General features: G+C 45.1%; 25 protein-coding genes. 13 read left to right on the plus strand and 12 right to left on the minus strand.

Features of this window, described 5'->3' with window-relative positions; all coding sequences use genetic code 11:
- Positions 1-138 precede the first annotated feature (138 nt).
- The gene (locus QE357_RS04735) at positions 139-1,434 is read left to right on the plus strand and encodes an amidohydrolase family protein (protein WP_307142204.1); all 1,296 of its coding nucleotides are present in this window, start codon (positions 139-141) and stop codon (positions 1,432-1,434) included.
- Between the two features lie 177 nt (positions 1,435-1,611).
- Here QE357_RS04735 and QE357_RS04740 read toward each other — a convergent pair whose 3' ends face one another.
- Positions 1,612-2,538 carry an NAD(P)-dependent alcohol dehydrogenase gene (locus QE357_RS04740; RefSeq protein WP_309706244.1) on the minus strand — a complete coding sequence of 309 codons (927 nt, stop codon included), beginning with the start codon at positions 2,536-2,538 and terminating at the stop codon, positions 1,612-1,614.
- 195 nt (positions 2,539-2,733) lie between these two features.
- On the opposite strand from QE357_RS04740, the gene QE357_RS04745 reads away from it, so the two are divergent.
- From QE357_RS04745 to QE357_RS04760, 4 genes are all read left to right on the plus strand, one after another.
- On the plus strand, positions 2,734-3,273 hold the full coding sequence (locus QE357_RS04745) for an RNA polymerase sigma factor (protein ID WP_106637972.1): 540 nt from the start codon (positions 2,734-2,736) through the stop codon (positions 3,271-3,273).
- A gap of 136 nt (positions 3,274-3,409) precedes the next feature.
- Positions 3,410-3,976: a DUF4136 domain-containing protein gene (locus QE357_RS04750; protein ID WP_309706247.1), complete on the plus strand. Its 567-nt coding sequence runs from the start codon at positions 3,410-3,412 to the stop codon at positions 3,974-3,976.
- Between the two features lie 167 nt (positions 3,977-4,143).
- Positions 4,144-4,824 (plus strand): response regulator transcription factor, encoded by a 681-nt coding sequence (locus tag QE357_RS04755; protein ID WP_106638018.1) that lies wholly within the window; start codon positions 4,144-4,146, stop codon positions 4,822-4,824.
- A gap of 174 nt (positions 4,825-4,998) precedes the next feature.
- On the plus strand, positions 4,999-6,384 hold the full coding sequence (locus tag QE357_RS04760) for a HAMP domain-containing sensor histidine kinase (RefSeq protein ID WP_106637974.1): 1,386 nt from the start codon (positions 4,999-5,001) through the stop codon (positions 6,382-6,384).
- 46 nt (positions 6,385-6,430) lie between these two features.
- Here the strand turns inward: QE357_RS04760 and QE357_RS04765 are convergent, their stop codons facing one another.
- Positions 6,431-6,904, minus strand: coding sequence for a DinB family protein (locus tag QE357_RS04765; RefSeq protein WP_106637975.1), 474 nt, complete (start codon positions 6,902-6,904; stop codon positions 6,431-6,433).
- Between the two features lie 292 nt (positions 6,905-7,196).
- Here QE357_RS04765 and QE357_RS04770 point away from each other — a divergent pair, with 292 nt between their 5' ends.
- Together QE357_RS04770 and QE357_RS04775 are read left to right on the plus strand one after the other, a co-directional pair.
- Positions 7,197-8,417, plus strand: coding sequence for a sulfite oxidase (locus QE357_RS04770; RefSeq protein WP_309706251.1), 1,221 nt, complete (start codon positions 7,197-7,199; stop codon positions 8,415-8,417).
- An 89-nt stretch (positions 8,418-8,506) separates the two neighbouring features.
- On the plus strand, positions 8,507-8,902 hold the full coding sequence (locus tag QE357_RS04775; RefSeq protein WP_309706253.1) for a hypothetical protein: 396 nt from the start codon (positions 8,507-8,509) through the stop codon (positions 8,900-8,902).
- Positions 8,903-9,709: 807 nt separating this feature from the next.
- Here the strand turns inward: QE357_RS04775 and QE357_RS04780 are convergent.
- The 5 genes from QE357_RS04780 to QE357_RS04800 form a co-directional block, all read right to left on the minus strand.
- A complete protein-coding gene (locus tag QE357_RS04780; RefSeq protein ID WP_309706255.1) occupies positions 9,710-10,255 on the minus strand; it encodes a YceI family protein in 546 nt (181 codons plus the stop codon).
- A gap of 12 nt (positions 10,256-10,267) precedes the next feature.
- Positions 10,268-11,179 (minus strand): DUF5777 family beta-barrel protein, encoded by a 912-nt coding sequence (locus QE357_RS04785; protein WP_309706258.1) that lies wholly within the window; start codon positions 11,177-11,179, stop codon positions 10,268-10,270.
- Positions 11,180-11,208: 29 nt separating this feature from the next.
- Positions 11,209-11,652, minus strand: a complete 444-nt coding sequence (locus QE357_RS04790) for a ubiquinol-cytochrome c reductase iron-sulfur subunit (protein ID WP_307142213.1) — start codon at positions 11,650-11,652, stop codon at positions 11,209-11,211.
- A gap of 154 nt (positions 11,653-11,806) precedes the next feature.
- Positions 11,807-13,135 (minus strand): hypothetical protein, encoded by a 1,329-nt coding sequence (locus QE357_RS04795; RefSeq protein ID WP_309706260.1) that lies wholly within the window; start codon positions 13,133-13,135, stop codon positions 11,807-11,809.
- Positions 13,107-13,691 (minus strand): sigma-70 family RNA polymerase sigma factor, encoded by a 585-nt coding sequence (locus QE357_RS04800; RefSeq protein ID WP_309706262.1) that lies wholly within the window; start codon positions 13,689-13,691, stop codon positions 13,107-13,109. The genes QE357_RS04795 and QE357_RS04800 overlap by 29 nt, the downstream gene beginning before the upstream one ends.
- A 223-nt stretch (positions 13,692-13,914) precedes the next feature.
- Between QE357_RS04800 and QE357_RS04805 the strand changes: the two genes are divergently transcribed.
- Both QE357_RS04805 and QE357_RS04810 read left to right on the plus strand, forming a co-directional pair.
- Positions 13,915-14,742 (plus strand): c-type cytochrome, encoded by an 828-nt coding sequence (locus QE357_RS04805; RefSeq protein ID WP_309706264.1) that lies wholly within the window; start codon positions 13,915-13,917, stop codon positions 14,740-14,742.
- 130 nt (positions 14,743-14,872) lie between these two features.
- The gene (locus QE357_RS04810) at positions 14,873-15,310 is read left to right on the plus strand and encodes a nuclear transport factor 2 family protein (protein ID WP_106637983.1); all 438 of its coding nucleotides are present in this window, start codon (positions 14,873-14,875) and stop codon (positions 15,308-15,310) included.
- Between the two features lie 63 nt (positions 15,311-15,373).
- Here the strand turns inward: QE357_RS04810 and QE357_RS04815 are convergent, their stop codons facing one another.
- Positions 15,374-16,843 carry a peptide MFS transporter gene (locus tag QE357_RS04815; RefSeq protein WP_309706267.1) on the minus strand — a complete coding sequence of 490 codons (1,470 nt, stop codon included), beginning with the start codon at positions 16,841-16,843 and terminating at the stop codon, positions 15,374-15,376.
- A 77-nt stretch (positions 16,844-16,920) separates the two neighbouring features.
- Between QE357_RS04815 and QE357_RS04820 the strand changes: the two genes are divergently transcribed.
- Positions 16,921-17,604, plus strand: a complete 684-nt coding sequence (locus tag QE357_RS04820; RefSeq protein WP_309706269.1) for a peptidoglycan DD-metalloendopeptidase family protein — start codon at positions 16,921-16,923, stop codon at positions 17,602-17,604.
- Between the two features lie 375 nt (positions 17,605-17,979).
- Here the strand turns inward: QE357_RS04820 and QE357_RS04825 are convergent, their stop codons facing one another.
- The gene (locus QE357_RS04825) at positions 17,980-19,608 is read right to left on the minus strand and encodes a hypothetical protein (RefSeq protein WP_309706272.1); all 1,629 of its coding nucleotides are present in this window, start codon (positions 19,606-19,608) and stop codon (positions 17,980-17,982) included.
- Between the two features lie 135 nt (positions 19,609-19,743).
- Positions 19,744-20,283 (minus strand): hypothetical protein, encoded by a 540-nt coding sequence (locus tag QE357_RS04830; protein WP_307142220.1) that lies wholly within the window; start codon positions 20,281-20,283, stop codon positions 19,744-19,746.
- A gap of 456 nt (positions 20,284-20,739) precedes the next feature.
- On the opposite strand from QE357_RS04830, the gene QE357_RS04835 reads away from it, so the two are divergent.
- Both QE357_RS04835 and QE357_RS04840 read left to right on the plus strand, forming a co-directional pair.
- Positions 20,740-22,014: an aminotransferase class I/II-fold pyridoxal phosphate-dependent enzyme gene (locus tag QE357_RS04835; protein ID WP_232793802.1), complete on the plus strand. Its 1,275-nt coding sequence runs from the start codon at positions 20,740-20,742 to the stop codon at positions 22,012-22,014.
- Between the two features lie 219 nt (positions 22,015-22,233).
- On the plus strand, positions 22,234-22,416 hold the full coding sequence (locus QE357_RS04840; RefSeq protein ID WP_106637987.1) for a histone H1: 183 nt from the start codon (positions 22,234-22,236) through the stop codon (positions 22,414-22,416).
- A gap of 61 nt (positions 22,417-22,477) precedes the next feature.
- Here QE357_RS04840 and QE357_RS04845 read toward each other — a convergent pair whose 3' ends face one another.
- A complete protein-coding gene (locus tag QE357_RS04845; RefSeq protein WP_307143546.1) occupies positions 22,478-22,879 on the minus strand; it encodes a MaoC family dehydratase in 402 nt (133 codons plus the stop codon).
- A 379-nt stretch (positions 22,880-23,258) separates the two neighbouring features.
- Here QE357_RS04845 and mdh point away from each other — a divergent pair, with 379 nt between their 5' ends.
- Entirely contained in the window at positions 23,259-24,179 is a 921-nt protein-coding gene (gene mdh, locus QE357_RS04850; RefSeq protein WP_309706276.1) for a malate dehydrogenase, read from the plus strand.
- Positions 24,180-24,272: 93 nt separating this feature from the next.
- On the opposite strand, the gene azu is transcribed toward mdh, so the two are convergent.
- A complete protein-coding gene (gene azu, locus QE357_RS04855) occupies positions 24,273-24,749 on the minus strand; it encodes an azurin (protein WP_106637989.1) in 477 nt (158 codons plus the stop codon).
- Positions 24,750-24,892: the final 143 nt, after the last annotated feature.

The following is a 24,892-nucleotide window of genomic DNA, read 5'->3' on the forward strand; positions in this document are numbered from 1 at the left end:
ATAGTTTGAGATGTTTGAAGGTTTGATAGGATACAGATTGAATAAGTAAAGAATGTTTGATCAAACTTCTTAAACTTATTCAAACTTTTCAAGCCCAATATCTCAAACCTTTTCAAACGCTATCCTAAAGATATTTTAATGAAAAAGATAGTATTTACCCTACTGGCACTCAGCACGATGCTGAAGACGGCTCAGGCTCAGAATGAGGCTGCTGCTTCGCCACAAACGGCTCCCATTGCCCTGACGGGAGGCACCATTCACGTAGGAACGGGCGAGGTCATTCAGAACGGGACTGTCGTTTTTGATAAAGGAAAAATTACTTACGTAGGCAGCGGAACGCCGACCTTACCCGCCGGAACGCAAAGCATTTCGGTCGCTGGAAAGCACGTGTATCCGGGATTAATCTCTCCTTCCAATCAATTAGGTCTCGTAGAAATTGCCTCCGTTCGGGCGACGAACGATCAGGAAGAAGTAGGCGATTATACCCCCAACGTGCGGGCTTTGATCGCTTATAATACCGATTCAGAAGTCATTCCAACCGTGCGGGGTAATGGGATTTTATTAACGCAGGCTACGCCCGTTGGTGGAGTAGTCTCGGGCATGTCATCCGTTATGCAACTGGACGGCTGGAACTGGGAAGATGCTGCTCTGAAGAAAGACGACGGCGTTCACGTGAACTGGCCGGGTTACTTCCGCCGGGGATATAACTTCGAAACGGGGTCATTCAGTGTCGGTAAAAATGATCGTCGTGAGGAGCAGTTTCGCGAATTGGATAAGTTGTTTAGCGATGCTATTGCTTATGCTCAAACGCCAGCGGCTTCGCCTGTTAATATGAAGCTGGAAGCTATGCGAGGGCTGTTTGACGGAACGAAAAACCTGTACGTAGCGGCTGATTATGGCAAGGAAATCATTGAAGCAGTACGTTTTGCGAAGGCTAAAGGCGTGAAAAAAGTAGTCATCATTGGTGGAGAAGAATCATTAATGGCGGCTGATTTCCTGAAAGAAAACAATGTTCCGATTATCGTGAATACCACGCACCGTTTACCCAACCGTACGGACGATGATACGGATTTGCCTTATAAACTGCCTTACCTGCTTTCCCAAAAAGGGCTAACGGTAGGTTTGGGGTATGTGGGTCTGAACTGGCGGACGCGAAACCTGCCTTTTTTAGCTGGAACCGTGGGCGGTCATGGCATGACGGCGGAAGAGGCTTTGAAGCTGGTTACGCTGAATAATGCGAAGATTTTGGGGATCGATAACGTAGTAGGTTCACTCGAAAAAGGGAAACACGCCACGTTAATCGTTTCAGCCGGAGATATTCTGGACATGCGGACGGCTAAGGTTGAACAGGCTTATATTCAGGGTAAATCCTTAAACCTTGATGACAAGCAGAAGAAACTCTATCGTACGTTTTCCAGTAAATACGCGAAGTAGTTACTTCTGACTTTTTTACTAAAAACGGCCCTGAATCGAAAGACTCAGGGCCGTTTCATTTTGAGAAGGCGGATTATAAACCCGTGACAGACGGAAGTTTCGGATGGCAAATCCGAAACAGCATTCGAGTATGATAGCAGCTTAACTATCGTGGAAGTTGAGCGGTCAAATCCACCTTTAAATAGTCACCGCTACTTTTCCCACAAAGTGCCCTTCTTCCAGTTTCTGGTGAGCCTGCGTAATATTTTCCAGCGGAAAAGCTTCGGCGACGTATGGCTTCAAGTGTCCTTCCTCCACCAGCATTTTAATCTTTTCCAGATCGTTGCCGTTGGGTTTCGCCATAAAAGGCCTTACCTGTTTACGAAAGATGACATCAATTGCCGTACTCACGTCCTTAATTTCCGGGCGAGTAGTCACGTAATATGCCTCTTCCGTCAAATGATCCTTGATGTCGTCGAAAGAAAACTTACCCGAAGCATCAAAAATCAGATCATAGCGTTTGGTGGCGGGAATGGACTGGGTTTTGTAGTCAATGACTTCGTCGCAACCCAGGTCACGGGCCGTTTGCACGTGCTCAGTGCTACACATACCAGTGACAATGGCTCCCCAACTTTTGGCGACCTGAACGGCAATGCTCCCTACGCCGCCCGTACAGCCATTAATCAGCACTTCGTCCCCCGCTTCGATCTGGCCATGGTCTACCAGCCCCTGCCAGGCAGTAGTGGCTACCAATGAAAGACTTCCGGCTTCTTCGAAACTAATGTTCTTGGGTTTGATCGCTGCGATGTCTTCATCGACAGCGAGATATTCGGCGTAAGCTCCGCCTTTTACCGGACTAACATGTCCAAAAACTTCATCACCAATGTTAAACTTATCAGACTTGGTAGCGATAACGGTACCGCTGAAATCACTGCCAATGATTTGATCTCCGAAGAGCCCGGAGGCTAGTTTCATTGCTCCTGAACGAATAATGGTATCAACCGGATTAACAGAAGAAGCCTCATTCCGAATTAGAATTTGCCCTTCTTTGATGTCTGGGGTGGATGCTTCTCTGATAATAAACTGCTCCGCAGAGCCATAGGATTCTAACACAGCTGCTTTCATAAGGTTGGATATTAATTGGTTACTAAAAAAAAAATAGAAAGGACTCTCATGGAACCCTTCTATTACACCTATCTCCTCACACTAAAGCTGTTCCATCTGGACTTTAATAGCGTTTTAATGTGGCTTTAAATTCACCTTAACTCAGTTGCGGGACTTTTGGGTCAGAAATCGCCACAGTCTTAACTCTGTAAAGCCATGCAAACGGTCACTTTCCAACCTGAGAATCGCTTTGGCACTTTTAATGCCATTGTCAAAGTATACGAACGTAAACTGAACTATCACATTCGTCGCTACGTACGCGATCCCGAAGATGCCCGGGATGTGACTCAGGATGCTTTGTTAAAGATTTGGCAGGGGCTCCCTAATTTCAGAGGGGACTCTCAACTGTTTAGCTGGATGTATCGAATTGCGACCCACGAAGCCCTGAATTTTCTTCGTAAACAAAAGCACCACGTAGGTACGCAGATGGATACGGAAGTTCTGGAAAATCGTCCCGTTTTCGCGGATGTAGATACGACCTGGAACGGTGAAGAAGTAACCATCTGGCTTACGCAGGCCATTGAGCATTTGCCCGAAAAACAGCGTCAGGTCTTTCGCTTACGCTATTTCAAGGAGTTACCCTACGAAGAAATTGCTACGCAAACCGGAACGTCGGTAGGAGCTCTTAAAGCTAATTACCACTTAGCCGTACAGAAAGTAGAGAAGTATATTCTCGGTCGTCGCAATGATTTTTAATCCCGCTATAATCTTGATTTTATACGGATTTCAGGTCGCGTTTCTACGTTTATGATACTCAAACGAAGCGTAAAGAATCGGAAGATACCCGATGAAACGAAAGGGGTTTTGAGATTAACTTAAACGACGGATTGCCATGAAAAAAATCCTGCTTCTGACAACGCTATTCCTGGGTCTGGTAACGCTCCATAGCTCCGCTCAGGTAACTATTGATAAAGATAATCAGGCCAATTTTAGCCAGTATCACACCTTTAATTGGGCTCCCGCTGACGTACGTACGGGAGCAAATCCGGTCTACCACAGCGATCTGATTCTTCAGAATATCCAGAATAATCTGGCCGACGAATTAAACGCTCGGGGCATTTCCCAAAGTGATGAGCCCGATTTACAAATCACCGTTCATACCTACACCGAAAATAAAACGCAACGGGTAATGAATGGCGGTTATGGCTACCCTTATTACGGTTATGGCTGGGGTCGTGGATTTTTGTATAGTCCTTTCATGTATGGCTATGGTCCCAGCTACCAGAACTATCACTATACCGAAGGAACGCTGGTAATAGATATGATGGATACCCATACGCACCATCTGGTCTGGAGAGGCGTAGCTCAGGGAGCGTTAAATGGCCCTCGTGGACTGGAACGGGAAATTGCCAGAGGTATTCATAAAATGATGAAACACTATCCTGCCGGATTGGCTTAGGATCTGAAAATAAAAATGTTAGGTCGGTGCCTGATGCAGATTGCTTCTGCTCATCAGGCACCGATTCCTGCAGGAAAACCAACCGATTTTCAATATTAAAGTCGAAAGAGATGATGCTCTATCAAAATATTACTACTTTCCGGGAAGAAAATGTACCGACAACTCCTATGAAAGTATTGATTGTAGAGGATGAACCTAAACTAGCCGCCTTTGTAAAGCGTGGACTGGAAGCGGAAGCATTTGACGCAAAAGTAGCCTATGACGGAATGATTGGCCAGAAAATGGCTCTGAGTGAGTCTTTTGATGTGATAATTCTGGACGTTAATCTTCCCCATATTAATGGTTTTGATTTAGTAAAAAAGCTTCGGGCTGAAGGAGTTAATACACCCGTATTGATGCTGACGGCTTTAGGAGAGCTGGAGGATAAAGTAACCGGACTGGATTCAGGAGCGGATGATTACTTGGTAAAGCCTTTTGAATTCCGGGAGTTACTGGCTCGTCTACGGTCCTTATACCGCCGAAGCCAGTCGGGGCCGGTGAGTCAGCATATTTTACAGGTAGCCGATCTAGAGCTGGACCTGGAAGAAAAAGTAGCCCGCCGGGGTGGCCGTCGCATTGACCTGACTGCGAAAGAATTTAGCTTACTTGAATACCTTCTCAGAAATCGCGGACGGGTCGTCTCTCGCGTAGATATCGCCGAAAAAGTTTGGGATTTACATTTTGACACCGGAACCAATACGATTGAAGTATACATTAACTTCCTCCGTAAAAAAGTAGATAAAGATTTCCCCAAAAAGCTCATTCACACCGTGATTGGGATGGGTTATGTTTTGCGGGAAGAAAACTGAGTAAGTTTCCTGTGACGATAAAATAATAGCATGGCTGGTGTTTTCGCCAGCCATTTTTGCTATAGATTAAAAAGGCGAAATCTATCCCTTGGAGGGAATGAATTACTTCATTTCCTTTGTTAAACTGCGTGGCTTGGGCCTTTGTGGCGAACCAGAATATAACCTCGTACCTAGATGCTTATACGTAATAAATTAATCCTGCTTTTTACGCTCCTGACGATGGGCGTACTAATTCTGTTTTCAACCTTTCTTTACTCAACGTTTTCCTTATACCGTCAGGTCATTTTCCGGACGCGGCTAACTGAAAAGGCCCAGACAGCAGCGAGCTTGTTAATCAATCGTCGACACCAGTTTGATGACTTTTTCAATCAGCTCATGGAGAGTGATATGCTCACGATTGTTGACGAGCACATTATGATTTTTGATGATCGTGATACGCTGGTGTATACCAACCGTCGTGGAGAATCTTCGCCGAGTTTGATGAACTTTATTCATACCCTGAAAACAAACCAACCCACCTTTGCTCAACTGGGCGAAAATGAAGCCGTGGGCATGGCTCACCGGGATTCTTCGCAGACTTTTCGGGTCGTGGCGATGGGGTATGACCGGGTTGGGTTCACCCGGCTCATTATGCTGAAACAGTTAATGATCTGGGGAAATCTGGGAAGTATAATTTTGCTGGTAGCGGTGGGGTACTTTTTCGTAAAAAGAATGCTGAAACCTATATCCAAAGCTATGGATGAGGTCGATACCATCACGGCCCAGCATTTGGACAAACGGCTGGACGAAGGAAACCGACGGGATGAAATAGCCCGATTGTCGATGACTTTTAACGAGATGTTAAACCGTCTTCAAAAGTCTTTTGAAGCTCAGAGGAGTTTTGTGTCCCATGCCTCCCATGAGTTGCGAACACCGCTGACCAATATGCTCGGCACGCTTCAAATCTCGCACGATTACGATCAGGATTCTGAAGAACTGAAAGCGTCGATTCGTTCGGCGATGGAGGAAATCCGGCAGCTAATTTCCTTAACGAACAGTCTGCTTTCGCTGGCCCGAACGGGCGAAGGGCTGGTTGGGCTGGAAACCATTTCGGTGGATGATTGTGTCACAAATGCTCTTGCACACATTCATAATAAATACCCCGATCGACAGATTCATTACGATTTTGGGATATTACCCGGGGATGACTCCGGGACATTTTTCGAAACACAAGGGAATGGTTCTCTACTAACGACTTGTATTCTGAACGTGCTTGATAATGCCTGTAAGTATTCGGAAGGATCGGTAGAAATCGTATTAAGTCAGGAAGATATGATTTCGCTTTCGATAAAAGATCATGGCAACGGGATTAATCCCAGCGATTTACCCCATTTGATGGAGCCATTTTTCCGAAGTAATGAAGTTTCCAGCATAAACGGATTTGGCATTGGGCTGGCTGTTGTTCAGAAAATTATCGCTCTGCACGGGGGTACGATCCATTTTCAGTCGGAAGTAGGAAAGGGGACTAACGTAATGATTAAGCTACCGGTATCGTTGTCGAAGAAACTCATTACCAGTTAATTCATGAAAAAGCCTTCTCAAATTATGCTGAGAAGGCTTTTTCATCTTATACTAACATCTTTTTCAAATGAGCCATCTGCCCGCTGTGATAGGCTTCGTGGTGAAGCATCCCGTGTAAAAGCGTATAATAGTTATACCGTCGACCGGGAACCTGATCGTTCAGTTTATGGCTGCTAATTCGGCCCAGCGTTTCTACTAACTCTTCCTGCGTTTCCTGAAGATTATCTAAAATTTCCTGCCATTTGTCATCCGTTAATTCGTTAATAACCGACCAGTCGGCTTCAGAATTCAGGATGATATCGAAGCTCACGGAATCCGTTAGCTTTTCCAGGACAAAAATTCGCCAGTTAGTTAAGTGAACGGCAAGTTCAGCGATATTATGAACTGTTGGGGAGGGACGAAAAACTGCCATTTCAGGCGTAATCCCCGTCAGAATTTCCTGTGTGCTGGGGCCATGCCAGGCTTCCCCGTCATAGATGGCGGTTAACAAAGAGGTGATCCGATCAACTTCTACTCTCATTATTAGGTATATGTTTGGAATAAATGCTAGAAAATAGGGTTACTATTAAATTTTATGGAGGAAAATGCACTTCTTCCTGTAAAAGGTATTTTTTTTGAACTACTATCTTCCTTAGAATCAGTCGCAGCCGGATAGCTCTTCATCAGTCAAATATAGGAGCTTGTGCGGTAAAAATTGGCAGGTTTAGGGCAGGAAAGACCTTGAAAAGAATCAGGTGTTAATCACGGATGAAAAGAGTAGCAGAGGGAATGCAAAAATTACATCGGTGAGTCATTATAAAACTTCTAAATCAATGCGTGAAAACGACCGGCGGCGGTTTATCAAACAATCCGTTTTAGGAACTCTGGGGACCATTTTAAGTACAGAAGTAGTCTTTGCTATTCCAGAAGGATATAAGCCGCTTTTTTTTGACAATGATCGAGACGCCCTAAAGGGGAAAAGTGCAGAAATGGTGGTGCTAAACGACCGTCCCTGGAACGTAGAAGCTCCCGCTCATTTACTGGACGATGCCGTAACGCCCGCCGAAAAAATGTTCATTCGTAACAACGGCATTGTGCCCGAAACGATTGACGTAAATGGCTGGACCTTAACAATCAATGGCGAGTCAGCAAAGAATAAAAAGGTATATACGCTGGAGGATCTGAAGAAAAAGTTCAAGCCCTATACCTATCAACTGACGCTCGAATGCGGCGGAAATGGTCGGGCAGGTTACTTCCCGAGCACCGCCGGCAATCAATGGACGAACGGCGGAATCAGTTGTGCGGAATGGACGGGTGTACGCCTGCGGGACATTCTTGAGGACGCAGGCATCAAGGATGATGCGGTGTACATCGGCTATTACGGAAAAGACATTCACCCCAGTCGCGAACCGGGCAAGGTGGTAATCTCGCGTGGTGTACCCCTTAAAAAAGCTCTTGAAGATGAATCGCTCATTGCCTGGGTGATGAACGGAAAAGATATTCCGGTGGTGCACGGGTATCCGCTGCGATTGGTTATCGGAGGCTGGCCAGCTTCAGTTTCGGGCAAGTGGTTGCATACGATTTCGATTCGTAATAAAGTGCACGACGGGCCTAAAATGACGGGGAAAAGCTACAAAGTGCCTATTAACCCCGTTGAGCCAGGCGTTGATCCACCAGAAGATCAGTTTCGGATTATTGAGTCCATGCCCGTAAAATCACTCATTACCTATCCACAAACGGGAGCAATGCTGGATTTCGGGAAAACCCTGGCCTTACGAGGCCACGCCTGGGCGGGAGACCTGGAAGTGAAACAGTTGGAAGTTTCTATTGACTTTGGAGCTACCTGGCAAAAAGCAAAACTACAGGCTCCTAAGAATCGGCTGGCCTGGCAACACTGGACGGCAGAGGTACAATTCCCGAAAAAAGGTTATTACGAAGTTTGGGCTAAAGCCACGGATTCGAAGGGTGTAAGTCAACCCATGGTAATGCCCCAGTGGAATCCTGAAGGATACATTAATAACTCCTGCCATCGGATTGCGATAAAGGTAGTCTGAGGCTAGAGACGGGATGAATCGCGTCTGGGTAAAAGGCAATTTTGTACTAATACTGATTGGTGGAGGATCGGTAGACAGAAATCTATTTTATGAAATACCTATTCATGTTATCGGCCTTCCTGCTGCTGGGAAGTGTGGCCTGGACATCGCAGTCCGGTAATAAGCCTACGACCACAACTACGCAAGCCTGGGCCGATTCTGTAAAGAAAGACCCGGAAACTGGATTGGCTGTAGATACCAATTTGCCTTTGATCAAGGCTCATTGCACGGCTTGTCATTCCAGTAAGTTAATTACGCAAAATCATTTTACCCGAACGGGTTGGGTCGATAAAATTCGATGGATGCAGAAGTACCACAAACTCTGGGACTTAGGCCCATCCGAAGTGGCGGTACTGGATTACTTGGAAAAGTATTACGGACCCTCGAAACAAACCTTCGACGGACGTAGAAAACCACTGGAGAAACCAAGCTGGTACAAGCTTTAGAGTTTTGAGCGGCCGCCGCTGCGGTTTTGAGTTTTGAGTTTTGAGTTTTGAGTTTTGAGTTTTCAGTTTTCAGTTTTCAGTTTTCAGTTTTCAGTTTTCAGTTTTCAGTTTTCAGTTGGAAAGAGAAACCCGTAAAGGTAGGCAAGACGTTTGGAAATGGCAGGTATAACCCCAGCGGGGTTCAACACCAATAGCCCCGGATGATAATCCGGGTTTTTTCTTTGGCTGGTGTCTTCACCAGCAATTAATAGGAAGCCTAGTGGTTGGTGAGGACACCAACCATGGTGGAAATCATATCTCCCTAGGCATGTTGCAGTTTTGGAATTACGTACTCGCCCCCCGGGTTGTCACCCGGGGCTATTCATATTAAACCCCTCTGGGGTTGTTGTTTTCTCCGGCCATAGCGGATAAGAATAGGAACGTCAGCGTCTGGAAGTATCAGATAGTAGACAAGGGTTTCATAAGTAGAGACGCGACTTCATCGCGTCTGGGTAGGAGGCGGTTTTAACACTAGTCCATTATTTTCATCTCCCGGCCAGACGCGATGAAGTCGCGTCTCTACTTGCAGGATCGCCTGCCCTTTGGGGTTGTAATCAGGAGTATCCGACACCTAAATATTGGAATAAAAGATCATAAAGAGTGCCGAAAATACCTGCCCAGAAGCTAGTGGTATTCACTCTCAAGGATATTGTCGAAGAAAGTGAGGGCAAACCAACAGATAGATGAGCTTCTAAGAACACTAAAAAAGGTCTCTTAGGCGGCTAGTGAAACTTGAACGTTCACTCAAAACCCAAAACAACGAAATACTCACTTCTTCGTAAGGGTAAACTGATTTTTCACGTCTATAACTTCGGCGATCTTTGCAAAGACCAGCTTGGGAACTTCGATCTTATGATCAACTAATGCGACTTGAAAATCAGATTGAAGGGTAATCTTATCGCCCTGAACGGTCAACTTTCCATTTAACGTTCGCTCTTTTTTTACGCCGTGCAAGTCAAAAGTCCCTACCGCCGACACGTCGTAAGTTCCCGGTTTATTAAGGTCAGGTATGGGTTGAATCTTTCCCCGAAACATCGCGTATGGATACTTTTCCGACTCCACGTAGTTTTCATTGAAGTGTTCCTGCATCAATTTATTGGGGAAACTAAAATCCGTCATAGTCATTCGTACGACGATCTCTCCCGTTTGCGTATTCAGCACCGACCCTACTTTTTTATTAACAGCCGATATATTTTCCATCGGCGTTTTTGAGAAAAAACTCGTTTCTCCGGTCTGAGTAATAAAGAGCTGAGCCTGAGCTGATCCTGCTGCCAAAATCAGCAAGGTTAGTATTCTGAAAATGGAGTTGGACATAAAAATCAAAGGTTAACGTTTGCGATCAAAACTAAACGTGCGGGAAATATTGAAGCCGTAATGAATATCGCCTTTGAAGAAGTTACCCGTCGTTTGCGTCAGGAATTGCTTTTCAATCATGCCCTGAGCGTTCGTGAAATGCAATTGAAAGACGTGACCACCCGTTTCAATATCCACACCTACGGCAAAAGCATTGTACGTATTAGCTCCGCCGGGAGCCATATTCTTCTGATCTGAACTCAGGAATCGTGCATAGTATTCAGCGTTAACAGATACCCGTTTACTGATTTTATAACGACCACCAATGCCCAGGGCTGTTACTGCCTCGGTTTCAGTGTCAGCCTTGCCCAGCGTCACAAACGTGGGCATCAATTGTAAAGAAAACTTATCATTGAACTTACGAGCAATCAGAGCCTGAAACGTCCAGTTCTGGCGTTCGCCGTTGTTATAGTACAGCGTACTGGTGGCATTCTCCCGCGTGGGTTCGGTAACGATAGCATCCGAAGCAAAAAGGGTAATACTCACCGGAGACGAATGCTCGCCGGTGCTTTGGCGGAGCAGACGGTATTTGGCGTATAAATCCACCGTTTTCTGGATACTGCTACGACCAACGCCTACGGTTAAGCGGTCCGTAACTCCGTAATCAAGTCCGAGTCTGATGTAAGCTTCGTCGAGGCCATAAAAGTTATCTACGCCCGAATTTAAACGGCCAAAGCGGTGAGAAATCAGAAAATCCAGGTGTTTCCCTTTTACCGTTTCAACGGTATGACCATTCATGAGCCGAGTTCCTTTGAAGGTTGCTGACGTATAGGTTTTGGCGGCGGGCTGGTCAAGTGATTTCAATAAGTCATCATCCTGAGCAAAAGATTTTTGCCCGCACAGACTCAACCCGGATAGGAGAAAAAAGAACAGAGAATGTTTCATAGAAGCTTGATGCTCTCGTGGAAAAAGGATTACTCAAATACTCGCAGAGTGGTGCCAGTCAGCTCCGTTTTGTACTGTTTTAGGGCTGAAGAAGCGGGGCCAGCCAATACCGACCCTGTGGTACTAAAGCGTGAACCATGAGCCGAGCAATAGAAATCATTGTTTGCGGAACGATACTGCACCGATACGCCCTGATGCGTGCAGGCCTGAGAAACCGCAATGTACGCTCCGGCTGAGGTACGGGCCACGATAATTCCGCTGACGTATACGTAACCTCCATTGGCATTTAGAGCGGAATAGGCGGTATTCGATAAATCAAGGGATAGACCCGTGCTACCACCCCCAGAACCGCTGCCTGGATTGACGGCTTCATCCTTTTCATTTTTACAACCTGAGAGGCAGTGTTGTAGTACAATAGCCCCGATGCTGGTACCTACCAGGGTCATGAATTGCTTGCGGTCCATCGATTTCATGTCGTTGATAATTAGTGTAAGCGTTTGGGTAAGGCAATAGTCGTGCTATAGCCCGAAAGAGCTACCAACCATTACGAGTGGTTTAAACACGGCGTTGCAAAAAAACTGTAAAATGTATGTTACTACAGGTAATTTATAATTAAACTATTGAAAATCAGTGCTTTTTAAGTTGGTACCGCAACGAGAAAAATACACCGCTACTGCGGAGCCGTACCTTGCCAAAGCCTACGCCGCCCAGTGGTGTCTTTACGAATGGTTCTATACGTACGAGTAAGCGTGGAAGGATAGGTCGTTCCAACCCTAAAGAGATATTGGCGGTAGCTAACCAGTGATTTCCCGTTCGTTTTTTCTCCAGTTCGTAGGTATAAGTCGGATATTGGTAATAATAATCTTCCTTGAGCATCAGGTAAGACGTACTCCCCAGACTAACGAAAAACTGGTTTTGCTTCCACTTCCAGGCATCATACGTAATAGTTAGCGGCACGTCGAGCATCCGACAGGCGGCATCGATGACATCCGGGCGTTTGTACGTGGCCCAGTAACCCTGGTAAGGTCGGTAATCATAACTGCTGGCGGAGTAATTTTTGAGCGAATAAATAACCCCCGCCGAAGCCCGCCAACGCGGAGCGAAACGGTATTCCAACTGCAAGCCGGTATTATAACCCGTGGCTGCTTGCCGCCCTGGCACTTGCGTGAAATCAGGAGAAAGCAGCAATTGCAAGGCCCAGCGGCTAGCCAACGGTTGAACCGGAATTTCTGGAGCTGATGCCAGGTCGGGCGTTTGCCAGCTTAAATTCACGGGTAACTTTTGCCACTTGGACGCCTTCAATCGGGATAATGCAAGGGTTGCTAAGGTATCAATAGATGTAACGTGGGAGTCCGAACTGAGCTCGGGGTGGATTGTTGCTGGGGTTGAATTCAATAGGATAGCATCAGAAACGGAGCGTTGTTGACCTGACTTCTTCTGAGCGGTAATGGGAGAAAAGGGTTCATGTAAAACCTGTTTTCTAGGAATGGATTTTTGAGAAATCTTTGCCTTTTTAGCCGACGTTGCGGGTTGTTCAGCAAGGGCAGAGGAAGCGTTTGAGTTAAGTTCAGGAAGCCGCTCGTTCGCTTCCTGGGCATGCTCATGGCTACCTGGTATAACGTTTGACGATTTGGGTAAGGGATTTCTAGAACTGGATGGAAGGGTAGAGTAGGTCGGTGGGGCCGGCTTCTCTTGATGCTCTAACAGGGTTTGTTGATCCAATTGCGTAACATCCCGGCCAGTGGTTAACCAGAACAGGCCCATCATAACCAGAATAACAATTCCTTCAATCAGTGTAAAACGTTTTAGTTTGGTTTGAAAATACTGATCCCCATCGAGCTTTTGCTCCATGCGTTTCCAGGCCTCTGGATCGAACGGCGGTTCGAATCCCGAAGCAGCTTTCCGGAACAGGTCGTCCAGCTGATCGTCAGGCATATTTGGAGGATCGTTCTTCATGACTTTTTTTTAATAGTTCCTTCAAATGCTGACGGGCTTTGGCCAGGTTTGATTTAGACGTGCCCACGTTAATGTTCAGTTGCTGGGCTACTTCCTCGTGCGAATACCCGTCAATAACGTAAAGGTTAAACACGGCCCGGTAACCCGGACTCAACTGCTGAATCAGGCCAATCAAATCTTCATAAGCCAGCCCGTCGAGCGGACTTTCGGTGAGGGATGCAGGAACATGAATGTCTTCCAGTCCAACCTGACTGGAATATTTAAGCGTACTTCGATACTGATCAATCGCCGTATTAATGACGATTCGTTTGAGGTAACCAATGAACGACGGAACCGGATCGTGCTTTTCGATCTGATACTGACTCATGCCCTGGAAAACCTTCAAAAACCCATCATTCACTACCTCCAGACTCACTTCCTTATCGGGACAATACCGAAGGGCAATACCCATAGCGAACGAATAAAAAAGCCGGTGCAGGGTCTCCTGGCTTTTTCGCTCGTTCCGGGTACACCCTTTTAGCAAGGGAAGTAGCTCTGCGGCGGTGATTTTCGTCACGGTTAAGGTCGTTTCAATCCCTTACTCGGTAGAAAAAGCGAAAAGGTTGCCTGTGTGACCATATTTTTTTAAAAAATTTCATCGATAATAAGTAATGTATTGATTGTTAATAGATTATAATCTAAATAAATTTTTGGAACCGCTCTTTTTAAAGAAAAAAACAGGCGAGTCATTGCGAATAAAAATTGCCTGTTACCACTGATCTTTTACCATATTTGTGCCTATGCAACGAGCCTTACTTCTGCTTTCATTTATACCCTTTTTAGCCTGTCAGCCTTCCTCTAAAAATACGCAGGAAAAGCCATCAGTCGATTCGACGCAAACGCTGGTTTCAGAGCTTGATTCTACCTCTATTGATCTGGTGGAAAAAAAAGCAACATTCGGCAAAGCGGAAACCATTACGATTACCAATGACCCCGTTTTTCACAAAACTAAAACCTTCGAAGCTATTCCTTTAGTGAATGTTTTGAAGCAAATTCCAGCTTACGCCCATCTGAAACCAGAAGAAACGCAAGTGGTTTTTGAGTGTGAAGATGGCTATAATCCTTCGATGCCCTTAACCAAAATAGTAAACAGTAAGGCTTATCTGGCCATAAGAGATAAAGACGCTGCGGCAGGCGAAGACTGGACAACTCTACAGAAGGGCCCGGAAACAAAAAAAATTGCTCCGTTTTACATTTGTTATACGGATGGAAGGGGTAACGATCCAGCCTATAAATGGCCTTACAATCTGGTGAAAATTAGCCTGACTTCGGCTTCGAAAGAAACGGCAGCTTTGTTTCCGAAGCATGATGATTCGGTAGTGAAAGGGTACGGATTATTTAAAACCCATTGCCTGACTTGCCATGCCCTAAACGGCGTAGGTGGAACGTTAGGACCAGAATTAAACAGACCCAAAAGCGTAACGGAATACTGGAAAACGGAAGATTTGAAAGCCTTTATTGCTAACCCTGAGCGTTATCGGGACAAGGTAAAAATGCCGAATCTGGGTTTGAAGAAAAAGGAAATTGATGAGATCGTAGGGTATTTGTCTTACATGGCAAAACAGTAACTTCAAAGCGGTAGAGACGTCCATTTATGGCGTTTAGGTAAGAGGCGGTTTTATTACTAGTTATTGATTCCCGTTTTCTAACTATACGCAATAATGTCGCCTCTCTACCGAAATAAAACCGAATTTTTTTATGAAAATAATGATAACCCTTGCCTTAGCCCTGACAACCTTAAGTTTGAAAGCTCAGGATACAGAAGCAGTGAAAAGCGTCATTGACCGACTATTCGAAGGAATGGCAAAACACGATACAATTCTGGTGCGAAGTGTTTTTCATCCGACGGCTCGACTGCAATCAGCGGGATTAGATAAGCAGGGTACACCCGTGTTAACCTTAACTTCTATCGATGCTTTTGTAAAATCCATTGGCTCCATTCCAGCAACAGTTACAGTTGAGGAACGTCTGAAAAACTATGAAATCAGGGTAGATGATCGGTTAGCAACGGCATGGACCCCTTATGAATTTTACGTTAATGGCAAATTGAGTCACTCGGGCGTAGACGCTTTTCAGTTATACAAAACCGATCAGGGCTGGAAGATCATCCAGATTAGTGATACCCGTAAGAAATAAAAAATGCCCCCAAGTAGTGTCTAACTTCTGGGGGCACTCCAAAACCTTCAGCGTCGTTTTTTATTATTTAATTCCTCCCGTCCAGTTTTTCAAGGGTCGCTGTAATATAAAAATGATACTTCCAACCACAAGGCAGAACCATACAATGCTCATAAACATTTCGGGCATTTGATGAATATTTTCTTCGTCAAATCCACCAGCGAAGAGCCCTGCGAAAAGATTTCCTAAAGCAGCTGCAACAAACCAAATACCCATCAGCTGACTCAGGTATTTTTTAGGGGCAAGCTTTGTATAAGCACTGAGGCCGACCGGACTCAGGCAAAGTTCTCCGAGTGTATGGAATAAATAGGTAAAGGTCAGAACCCATGCGGAAGCTTTCACGCCGGAAAGTGCGGTTTTTGCCCCAATCACCATGATGTAATAGCCAAGAGCTAGTAGAAAAAGTCCAATAGAAAACTTAATTAGTAAAGGAGGGTTGAGTCCCCGTTTTTCTAAAAAGACCCAGATACCACCTACAACAGGGGCAAATACGAGAATGTAAAACGGATTGAAGTTTTGAAACCAGCTAGAGGGCATTCCAAATGGAAGTTCAGAGTAACGATCTGCAAAAATCTGCAAAGAGGAGCCTTGCTGTTCAAAACCTGCCCAAAATAGTACGGCACCCCAAAATAGTATAAATAGAATGGCTAATCGTTTTTGTTCAACTCTATCAAAACCAGATGCGAAAAACATATTCAAAAAGTAAGTCATAACCACAGCAATGGCTAAAACTCCCATTGATGCTGCCACTGCCTGTTTACTATCCCACTTGAATGTGCCACTTACTTGCATGATAACCAGGAAGATGAATAATGAGCCGATCAGAATCCAGGTAAGCGTTTTGACAGGAGTTTTCTCTTCGGTATCTATACTGGCTTTGGGATATAACCCTTTCTCACCTAGATAAGTACTGGCAAATAAGCGATAGGCGACGAGGCCTAGTAACATGGCAATAGCGGCAGCTCCAAAGCCATAATGCCAACCTATTTTCTGTCCGAGATAGCCCACAATCGTGATTCCTAAAAAAGAACCCATGTTGATTCCCATATAAAATATTGAGAAGGCTGCATCTCGAATAGCTCCTCCTTCAGGATAAAGCTCACTGACGATCGAGCTGATGTTGGGTTTTAATAAACCTGTTCCAATGGCAACTAAAGCCAGCCCCGCAAAAAATACCGTTTGACTGGCAGGAAAAGCAAGAACAACGTGGCCCGCCATGATAGCAAGACCACCATACCAGATGGATTTACGTTGACCAAAGATATTGTCAGCTAGCCAACCCCCAGGTAAGGATAACAAATAAACGGAGAAGGTATAAAGCCCATAAATAGCTCCACCTTCTCCTTCATTCAATCCCATTCCTCCCTTTGTTTTGTCCAGTAGAAATAGTAATAATATGGCCCTCATACCATAGTATGAAAAACGCTCCCACATTTCTACAATAAATAAAAGAAAGAGGCCTCTAGGATGTCCTAGAAATTTTTTATCAGACATATTTTTTTAATTGTTGATAGAAATAAAAAATGGTCAAATATAAGCGAAGTTTGAGGTAAGCCAAATACAGGCCATCTATGAAACTTACTGAGACTCTTCAAAAATACCAAATTTCCTTTGCTCCGGTCATGTCTTTTGACTGGAAAAAAACGCCCGTAAAGATTCTGGATTTTACGGCGGGTAATCGGGCACTGGAACAGCAAAATTTGACACAAACGGCGGATTTCGCCGCTTTTGTAACCCAGGAAATTGAAGCGGCAGGGGCCGTTTATGGGGTAGGGGGATATAATGAACACCGGGTTTTATACCGCCGAAGTCCGCATTTTCAGCAAGCGGAAGAACCCCGGGAAATTCATTTGGGAATTGATATTTGGGCAAAAGCCGGAACCCCAGTGGCTGCACCCCTAAAGGGAAGAATTCATAGCTTTCGGGATAATGCTAATTTCGGAGATTACGGGCCAACAATTATTCTTGAACACGAGCTCGACGGACAGCCGTTTTATACCCTATACGGTCATTTGAGTCGAACGTCTTTAGTGGGGAAGGAAGTTGGACAGCAGATTCAGGCGGGAGAGGTATTTTCTGAATTAGGTCCCTTTCCAGAAAACGGCGACTGGCCGCCGCATTTACACATTCAGGTCATTGAAAATCTGGAAGGCTGGTCGGGAGATTATCCGGGCGTGTGTGCCGTTAGTCAGCGTGAAAAGTATCTGAATAACTGCCCCGATCCCAACCTGATTTTGCAGATCCCAGGGTTGTAATGAATACTTTTTTACTACCCTGTCAGCCAGAGCAAAGGACCTTCCTTATGTCCTAGCTAATTTCTTACAGGTAACTAGTAATTAGGCCTTACAAAACGTAGAGACGCGACTTCATCGCGTCTGGCCGGGAGATGGAAGTATTTTAAAGGTACCTACGCTGTGGTTGGTGTCTCACCAACCACGGTTGGCGTACAAATGACTGGTGAGACACCAGCCATGGCGGGGAGACCAGACGCGATATAGATGATAGAGAAAGGAACATTCAAGGCAACAGATAGAAGGAACAATAGATAATCTGAGCTAATCGATCTTTCGGATCTGTGATTCGAAATCCATCTGCAAGGGATTGGTAATCCTCTGCCGCCAACATCCTACTTAGAAAATGCTCCGCCATTCATAAGGCTTTAGCGTAATCACTACTGCCCCGGGCAAGCGGACGGCGAACGTTTCGTCGGTATGATTAGCGATTAAGGTCGTTTTCCAGCCGTTTGCTTTTTCCAGAATTAAACTGCTGCAACGCAAAGGTTGAGAAGTACGGCTGGGAATAAGCTGCTCGGGCTTAAACTCACTTAAAAAAGCAAAAAGCTCGTAAACGGGCGTTGGACTCTCTTCATAGATAATGCCATCGGGACCGAAAAGGTCATAATAGGTGATCGCTTCAGCTCCGGCTTCGGCGAGATATTTATAACTGCCAATGGTCCAACTGGCGGCAAAAGGTGTCTGAAGCCGTTCATCCGTTTGATCGGCAAATCGTACGGGCGAAATCTGAACAGGCTTTTCAGAAAGCTGAATGGCTGACCGAACGGTTTCGGCTTGTCCAGCCAGATTTTCAACAATAGAAACTTCATCAAAGCAATGGACCTGTGGACAGATGGAATAACTTACAAAGTCAACCCGAGCGTATTCGAAAGGATTACGGTTGAATTCTACGAAGAAGTTAGTCGTTCCTCCACCCATGCGTAAGGTAGGCCAGCGAGATTCTAACAGGGGTAAGGCTTGCTCCAATAACTCATTCGTGGTCAAACCGTTTTCGTTAAGCAGGACGACTTCTTTGATGAGTGACTTGGACTTAAAGACATTCAGATCGGGTACTGCATTCAAGTCAATTAAGACCGCCAGCAGAATAGGGATATTCAGCTTCTCGATTTCCCTGAAAGCGGCAAAAAATGTCTCCTGCCAGTGCTTTTCGGTTAAATCCAGTTCCAGGCGAATATGCGAAGGCGAAAGCTTCCGCAGCAGCTCAATTTCTTTTTCAGTAAGGGTACGGTTTTCCTTGGGCCAGCATAGACCCCACTTAGCCAGTGGCTGCGATTCTCCTGCTAAATCCACCCGTACATTTGGGTCGGGACTGATATACAAAGGCCATTCTCCCGAAAAAGATAAAACAGCTTTTTGCTGAAAAACTTCACCTTTGCTTACGTCCACGGGCTTGGGTAAGCTCTGGGGTGTAGCGTAGGTTTTATAGGAAGTATCCGAGTAGTTCCGCTGATCTTCCGTTTCAAAAATGTCGCCTTCAAGCTGTAGCTGAGCTTTCAGGCCGTTGATGGCGTGCCATTCCAGTCCGGCAACGGTCATGAAAGGTTGATGCGGTAAGATCAAGTCCGGAAAGGTTGATGGCGTTTCTTCTCCGTTGGGATGAATAACCCTGACAATCTGATTTTTGAAGCCTTCAATGGGATGTAGAATGCAAAGGCCAAGTCGATTTTTAGAAAAATCTTCCAGAGCCGTACCCTGCCAGTCAAACGTAACGGTGCCGTCTGCTTCACCTGTAATGGTTACTTCACCTGCCATCTTGGGTTCGTCAGTCGTCCAGCGATAATATACCTCAAAAGTATCTTCCGATGGTTCAATGCGTTCGTCCTGAATAGTAATAGCAGCCGTGCCCCAATTTTCATCGCGGATGGCCACGTAAATCCTCCTCAGAATTTCCTGATCATTAATGGTAAAGTAGCGTAATGAGCCTTCGTGGTAAAGTAGCGTGAGGTTTCCGGCACGTAATAACATGGGGCATTCCATTTAATAGTGATCACTCAACTCGCAAAAAAAGAATGCCTGTGAAGCTTAACGTTTGGCTAACGATCAAGCATAATAGAGTCAACGGATGCGGGAGTTATGAAGTTGACAGAAAACCATTCGAACTTACTCCTCTACCCGTCGAGGCTTAATCTTCCATTCCTGTAATAAACTATCTCTGAACAACTGAGCCGTCTGGGTAGTGGGAATTTCGAAGGAACTGATGGTCGGTAGACCCGCTACTTCAAGCCGGGTTCGGAGTTGCCGTTTGGCTGTGCTATCCGGGTAATAATCAAAGTGCATCAAATGATGACCTTTGGGAAGGGGATAATAATAAGTATCTGTTTCGCGAATGAGTTTTTGCTGACGAATGACCATCTCTTTCTTCCAGAAATAAGGTCGATTAATGGCGGGAATCTGTGCGGGAAGCCAGTACAAATGGTATATTCCTGAAGTATCCTGCGTGACTTGGGGCTGATCACTGTCCAGGACGGGTTCTAACTTTAATGCTTTTCTCTGTTCGTTGAGACGTACGCCGAAAGGCTCCGTGTGAAATAGATTTTGAGTACGCTGAGGATACGTTTGAATGAGATTCCAGGTTAGAATGCCTACACCGACGACTAAGATGAAAAAGATAAACCGATCAATTCTACGAAGAAAATGCATAAGGAGTATGGCTGTACAGCAAGGGTAACTTTCTAAAACAATAGTGGGAATTACAAACTACCATTAACAACCGATCTGGAAAATATAGACTGTAATTTATTGCAAGTCAGTAAATTACCGTTCCGGCCTATGGGTTTGATTAATGCTTGGAAGAGACAGGGCGATTACTCGTAAAACAATTGATTCATGCTAGGGTTTATGGCTTTATACTTTTGTATGAAATCGTTAATATTTTTAAATTCGTCGCAAAATAGCCAAACTACTTAGACCCAATCAAAAAGCAAAAAACAATTGCTTGGTGTTATCGTAGAAAAATCCTATTTTAGCGGCGTAGAAATCGTGAAAAAGCAGTAATCAAACGGATGAAATTTTCGGGATGAAATCTCGGAAAAGTACTAGTAAAGAGCACCATTTTTTGATTACTGCTCAATGTTAACAATAAAAATCTGATTGAACGTGGCAGATATTTTTGAACGTCGTCTGGCTAACCTGGGGCCTCTCGGACAGTATTCCGACAAAGTCCATGGGTACTTTGCTTTTCCTTACCTTGAAGGAGAGATTGGCCCTCGTATGAAGTTCCATGGAAAGCAGATGCTGAACTGGAGCCTGAATAACTATTTAGGGTTAGCCAATCACCCGGAAGTACGGAAAGCAGATGCCGAAGCTGCTGCGGAATGGGGTATGGCCGCTCCGATGGGAGCCCGGATGATGTCGGGTCAAACGCCGTATCATGAGGCTCTGGAACGCCAACTGGCTGACTTCGTAGAAAAAGAAGACGCCTTCCTGCTTAACTTCGGTTATCAGGGGGTTATGTCCACCATCGAAGCCATTGTTGATTATAAAGATATTATCGTTTACGATGCAGAAAGTCACGCCTGTCTGATTGACGGTATTCGGCTGCACAAAGCGAAATTAGGTAAGTACTTTACCTTCAAGCATAACGACATGGAGTCGTTGGAGAAAAACCTCCAGCGGGCTACGAAACTGGCCGACGAGCAGGGTGGTGGCGTTCTGGTTATTACGGAAGGTGTGTTTGGGATGTCTGGTAACATCGGTAAACTTGATGAAATCGTAGCTCTCAAGCAAAAGTACAATTTCCGTTTATTAGTAGACGACGCTCACGGTTTTGGGACGATGGGTAAGAATGGTTCAGGCGTAGCCGAGCACCTGGGTGTGCAGGCGGGTGTGGACTTGCATTTCTCAACGTTCGCTAAATCAATGGCTAGTATTGGTGGTTTCATTGCTGGACCTAAAGCCATCATCCAGTACCTGCGTTACAACATGCGTTCACAAACGTACGCCAAGTCACTGCCGATGCCACTGGTATTGGGTGCGATGAAGCGTCTGGAACTGGTTCGTACGCAGCCTGAATTGCGTGAAAATCTCTGGAATATCGTTCGTGCCGTGCAGAATGGTCTTCGCGAACGTGGTTTTGATATTGGTACGACGCAGTCGCCTGTTACGCCTGTGTTCTTACACGGACAATACGATGGTAGTGTGGTAACTCAGTTAGTAGCTGACTTACGCGAAAATCTGGGTATTTTCTGTTCTATCGTGGTGTACCCTGTTGTGCCGAAAGGAGTAATCATGTTGCGGATTATCCCAACGGCTGTTCATACGCTGGCAGATGTTGAAGAAACGCTGGATGCTTTTGATATCATTCAAGAGAAACTTACTAAGGGCGAATATGCGAATAAAGGATTTGCTGACGTAAGCAAAACTACGGTTTAGTAGCCCTAAACGCTGTTTTTACCCCATTTTATTCAGAAAAGACTGGATAAAATGGGGTATTTTTCTGCTCAAAGGATAAAATTGTATAATTTTTCCAAGAACTTTCACATTTTCGAGCCGGGTTCACTTGCGGGAATAGCGTAAATGCCTAAATTTCGCCAAAAATGCACTTTTGCATACTTTCAATCATTCGTTATACATTATAAACACCAGACTCACATGAGCAGATTCTCAGAACTCAAAGAATTGGTATTATCCCTAGAAGGCGACTTCGAAAAATTCTACGATAAACAAAACCAGGCTGCGGGCACACGTGTTCGCAAAGGTATGCAAGACCTAAAAGTATTGGCTCAGGATATTCGTTCTGAAGTACAAGAAAAGAAAAATGAAAAAGAAGGCTAGTCGCCATCCTCTTTATCGATAACCCTCGAATGCGATCATTCGAGGGTTTTTTATTGCCTTGTTAGAAATGCTCTTTGTTCATTACCACGGCCACGCCTCGGGTAGTTACTTTCTTGGTCTGGGCATCAATAATTTCGGTAGAGATCTCGGCAGTGTGTTTATCAGCATTAACGCTGAGCACTTCAAAACGAGCTTCATAAGCCACGTCTACAAACATGGGGCGTAAAAATTCGAGTGACTGCTTCACGTATACGCTACCCGCTCCGGGGAACTTCGTACCAATAACATTAGAAAAAATGCTGGCTCCCAGAATGCCGTGGATTATCGGTTTCTTGAACGGAGTTGTCGCTGCAAATTCAGCGTCTAAGTGTAATGGATTATTATCACCGGAAACTTCCGCAAAACGGATGACATCTTCTTGTGAAAACTGAAAGGAATGCTGGTAATTATCGCCAATAGTCATGATATGGAGTGATAGATAAGGAATGCAAATGATCCACAAAGGAAGGGGCTTCGCTTGATAAATGCATAGAAATAAATCAGCTTCTGAAGATTCATTCGGTCTTTTCTCTACAATATCAACGGGTTTCAGTAACATTGTCCTTTAGTCGAATTCAGCACTAGCATTTTGAGTTATGAAAAAAATCTGGGCGGCAATCCACAAATATCGCCAGTATATTGGCGTCGATGGAGCCATGTATTTATCGTTCATTATCGTCCTCATAATTCTCTTCATCTTTTTCTCGTGAATAAAGTTCAATAGTAAATGTTCTATTAATTGTTGGAATATTTACTTAATTGCAACGTATTCACCTTCGTTCACGATTTTAAACGTAGATTCCATGAAAATCACCGTTGTAGGAGCTGGAGCCGTTGGAGCTACCTGTGCTGATAACATCGTTCGGCGAGAATTAGCTCAGGAAGTAGTCTTGCTTGATATTAAAGAAGGACTGGCAGAGGGAAAGTCACTGGATATGTTTCAAACCGCCACTCTGCTGGATTTTGATTCCCGGATAGTCGGTTCAACCAATGATTACGCCAAAACGGCTGGCTCTGATGTCGTCGTGATTACCTCGGGAATTCCACGAAAACCCGGCATGACCCGCGAAGAACTGATCGGTATTAACGCGGGGATTGTGAAAACGGTTACGACGCAGATTCTGGAACATTCGCCCGAAGCGATTATTGTTGTGATCTCCAATCCAATGGATACCATGACTTATTTAGCTCTGCAAACGGCGGGAGTTTCCAAGCATAAGATCATCGGCATGGGTGGAATTCTGGATTCAGCCCGATTTAAAACCTACCTGTCGCTGGCGATGGATGTGCCACCGTCGGATTTACAGGCTACGGTTATTGGCGGTCACGGCGATACCACGATGATTCCCTTGACTCGACTGGCAACTTATTCAGGAACGCCCGTCAGTCAATATCTGGATGAAACTACCTTACAGAAAGTAGCCTCAGATACGATGGTCGGTGGAGCAACGCTGACGGGATTAATCGGGACTTCAGCCTGGTATGCTCCGGGAGCTGCGGGAGCCTTACTCGTTGAAAGTATTGTCAGAGATCAGAAGCGGATTCTTCCCTGCTGTGTGTATCTGGAAGGTGAATACGGTCAATCAGATATTTGCCTGGGCGTGCCCGTAGTAATCGGCAAAAATGGCTGGGAAAAAATCATTGACTTTGGTCTGACTGAAGCTGAACAGGCCGCATTCAATAAGTCAGCAGAAGCCGTTAGGAATATGAACAGTGTACTATAGTTTGAGAACGTTTTTAATAAAGTAAAAGCGGTCTGGAGAACCTCCAGACCGCTTTTACTTTATTAACTCAGTGAAGAATAGCTTCGTTTACGCTTATTCTACAACGAACTTACCCTGCATGATGCCATAGTGGCCGGGGAAGCTACAGATATACGTATACGTTCCTTTTTTAGGAGCCGTAAATTCGATGGTATCGCTTTCGCCACCGCCTAGCAGTTTGGTATGAGCCACAATGCTGGCTGACTCTGACTTAGGAATATATTCTGTACTGGAAGCCATATTAGCTTTCGAGGCAAAAGCTTGTAAATCGGTGCCGGGTTTTAGCAACACGAAGTTATGACCCATGGCTTGTTTGGCAAATTTACCCGTATGTTTGAGCGTCAGCTTTACTTTCTGGCCAGCTTTCACTTTAAATTCTTTTTTATCAAACTGCATGGCATCGTTCGCATTCAGGACCAATGCTTTAGCAGGTTTACCAGCTTGAGCGGAAGCTTCAGTTGCAGGTAGGAAAGTAGATACACTACATAAAGCAAGAGCAGCCGCAAAGAGCCGGAAACGTTTCGTGTTCATAGATTTATTTTTATTTAGTTTAAATTAGTGGCAAAGTAAATCAAAACTCCTTACACCTATAACAGAGATCAGACGTTTTTTATTCCATCTGTCTAGAATACTTAACACTTATTAAGGAGTTTGGAGCGGCCACCGCTGGAGTT

The sequence above is a fragment of the Siphonobacter sp. SORGH_AS_0500 genome, assembly GCF_031453245.1.
In the GTDB taxonomy this organism is placed as follows: domain Bacteria; phylum Bacteroidota; class Bacteroidia; order Cytophagales; family Spirosomataceae; genus Siphonobacter.

Coding starts and splice junctions, on each gene's coding strand:
- QE357_RS04735 (WP_307142204.1), top strand. CDS start 139: ATGAAAAAGATAGTATTTACCCTACTGGCACTCAGCACGATGCTGAAG.
- QE357_RS04740 (WP_309706244.1), bottom strand. CDS start 2,538: ATGAAAGCAGCTGTGTTAGAATCCTATGGCTCTGCGGAGCAGTTTATT.
- QE357_RS04745 (WP_106637972.1), top strand. CDS start 2,734: ATGCAAACGGTCACTTTCCAACCTGAGAATCGCTTTGGCACTTTTAAT.
- QE357_RS04750 (WP_309706247.1), top strand. CDS start 3,410: ATGAAAAAAATCCTGCTTCTGACAACGCTATTCCTGGGTCTGGTAACG.
- QE357_RS04755 (WP_106638018.1), top strand. CDS start 4,144: ATGAAAGTATTGATTGTAGAGGATGAACCTAAACTAGCCGCCTTTGTA.
- QE357_RS04760 (WP_106637974.1), top strand. CDS start 4,999: ATGCTTATACGTAATAAATTAATCCTGCTTTTTACGCTCCTGACGATG.
- QE357_RS04765 (WP_106637975.1), bottom strand. CDS start 6,904: ATGAGAGTAGAAGTTGATCGGATCACCTCTTTGTTAACCGCCATCTAT.
- QE357_RS04770 (WP_309706251.1), top strand. CDS start 7,197: ATGCGTGAAAACGACCGGCGGCGGTTTATCAAACAATCCGTTTTAGGA.
- QE357_RS04775 (WP_309706253.1), top strand. CDS start 8,507: ATGAAATACCTATTCATGTTATCGGCCTTCCTGCTGCTGGGAAGTGTG.
- QE357_RS04780 (WP_309706255.1), bottom strand. CDS start 10,255: ATGTCCAACTCCATTTTCAGAATACTAACCTTGCTGATTTTGGCAGCA.
- QE357_RS04785 (WP_309706258.1), bottom strand. CDS start 11,179: ATGAAACATTCTCTGTTCTTTTTTCTCCTATCCGGGTTGAGTCTGTGC.
- QE357_RS04790 (WP_307142213.1), bottom strand. CDS start 11,652: ATGAAATCGATGGACCGCAAGCAATTCATGACCCTGGTAGGTACCAGC.
- QE357_RS04795 (WP_309706260.1), bottom strand. CDS start 13,135: ATGAAGAACGATCCTCCAAATATGCCTGACGATCAGCTGGACGACCTG.
- QE357_RS04805 (WP_309706264.1), top strand. CDS start 13,915: ATGCAACGAGCCTTACTTCTGCTTTCATTTATACCCTTTTTAGCCTGT.
- QE357_RS04810 (WP_106637983.1), top strand. CDS start 14,873: ATGAAAATAATGATAACCCTTGCCTTAGCCCTGACAACCTTAAGTTTG.
- QE357_RS04815 (WP_309706267.1), bottom strand. CDS start 16,843: ATGTCTGATAAAAAATTTCTAGGACATCCTAGAGGCCTCTTTCTTTTA.
- QE357_RS04820 (WP_309706269.1), top strand. CDS start 16,921: ATGAAACTTACTGAGACTCTTCAAAAATACCAAATTTCCTTTGCTCCG.
- QE357_RS04825 (WP_309706272.1), bottom strand. CDS start 19,608: ATGTTATTACGTGCCGGAAACCTCACGCTACTTTACCACGAAGGCTCA.
- QE357_RS04830 (WP_307142220.1), bottom strand. CDS start 20,283: ATGCATTTTCTTCGTAGAATTGATCGGTTTATCTTTTTCATCTTAGTC.
- QE357_RS04840 (WP_106637987.1), top strand. CDS start 22,234: ATGAGCAGATTCTCAGAACTCAAAGAATTGGTATTATCCCTAGAAGGC.
- QE357_RS04845 (WP_307143546.1), bottom strand. CDS start 22,879: ATGACTATTGGCGATAATTACCAGCATTCCTTTCAGTTTTCACAAGAA.
- mdh (WP_309706276.1), top strand. CDS start 23,259: ATGAAAATCACCGTTGTAGGAGCTGGAGCCGTTGGAGCTACCTGTGCT.
- azu (WP_106637989.1), bottom strand. CDS start 24,749: ATGAACACGAAACGTTTCCGGCTCTTTGCGGCTGCTCTTGCTTTATGT.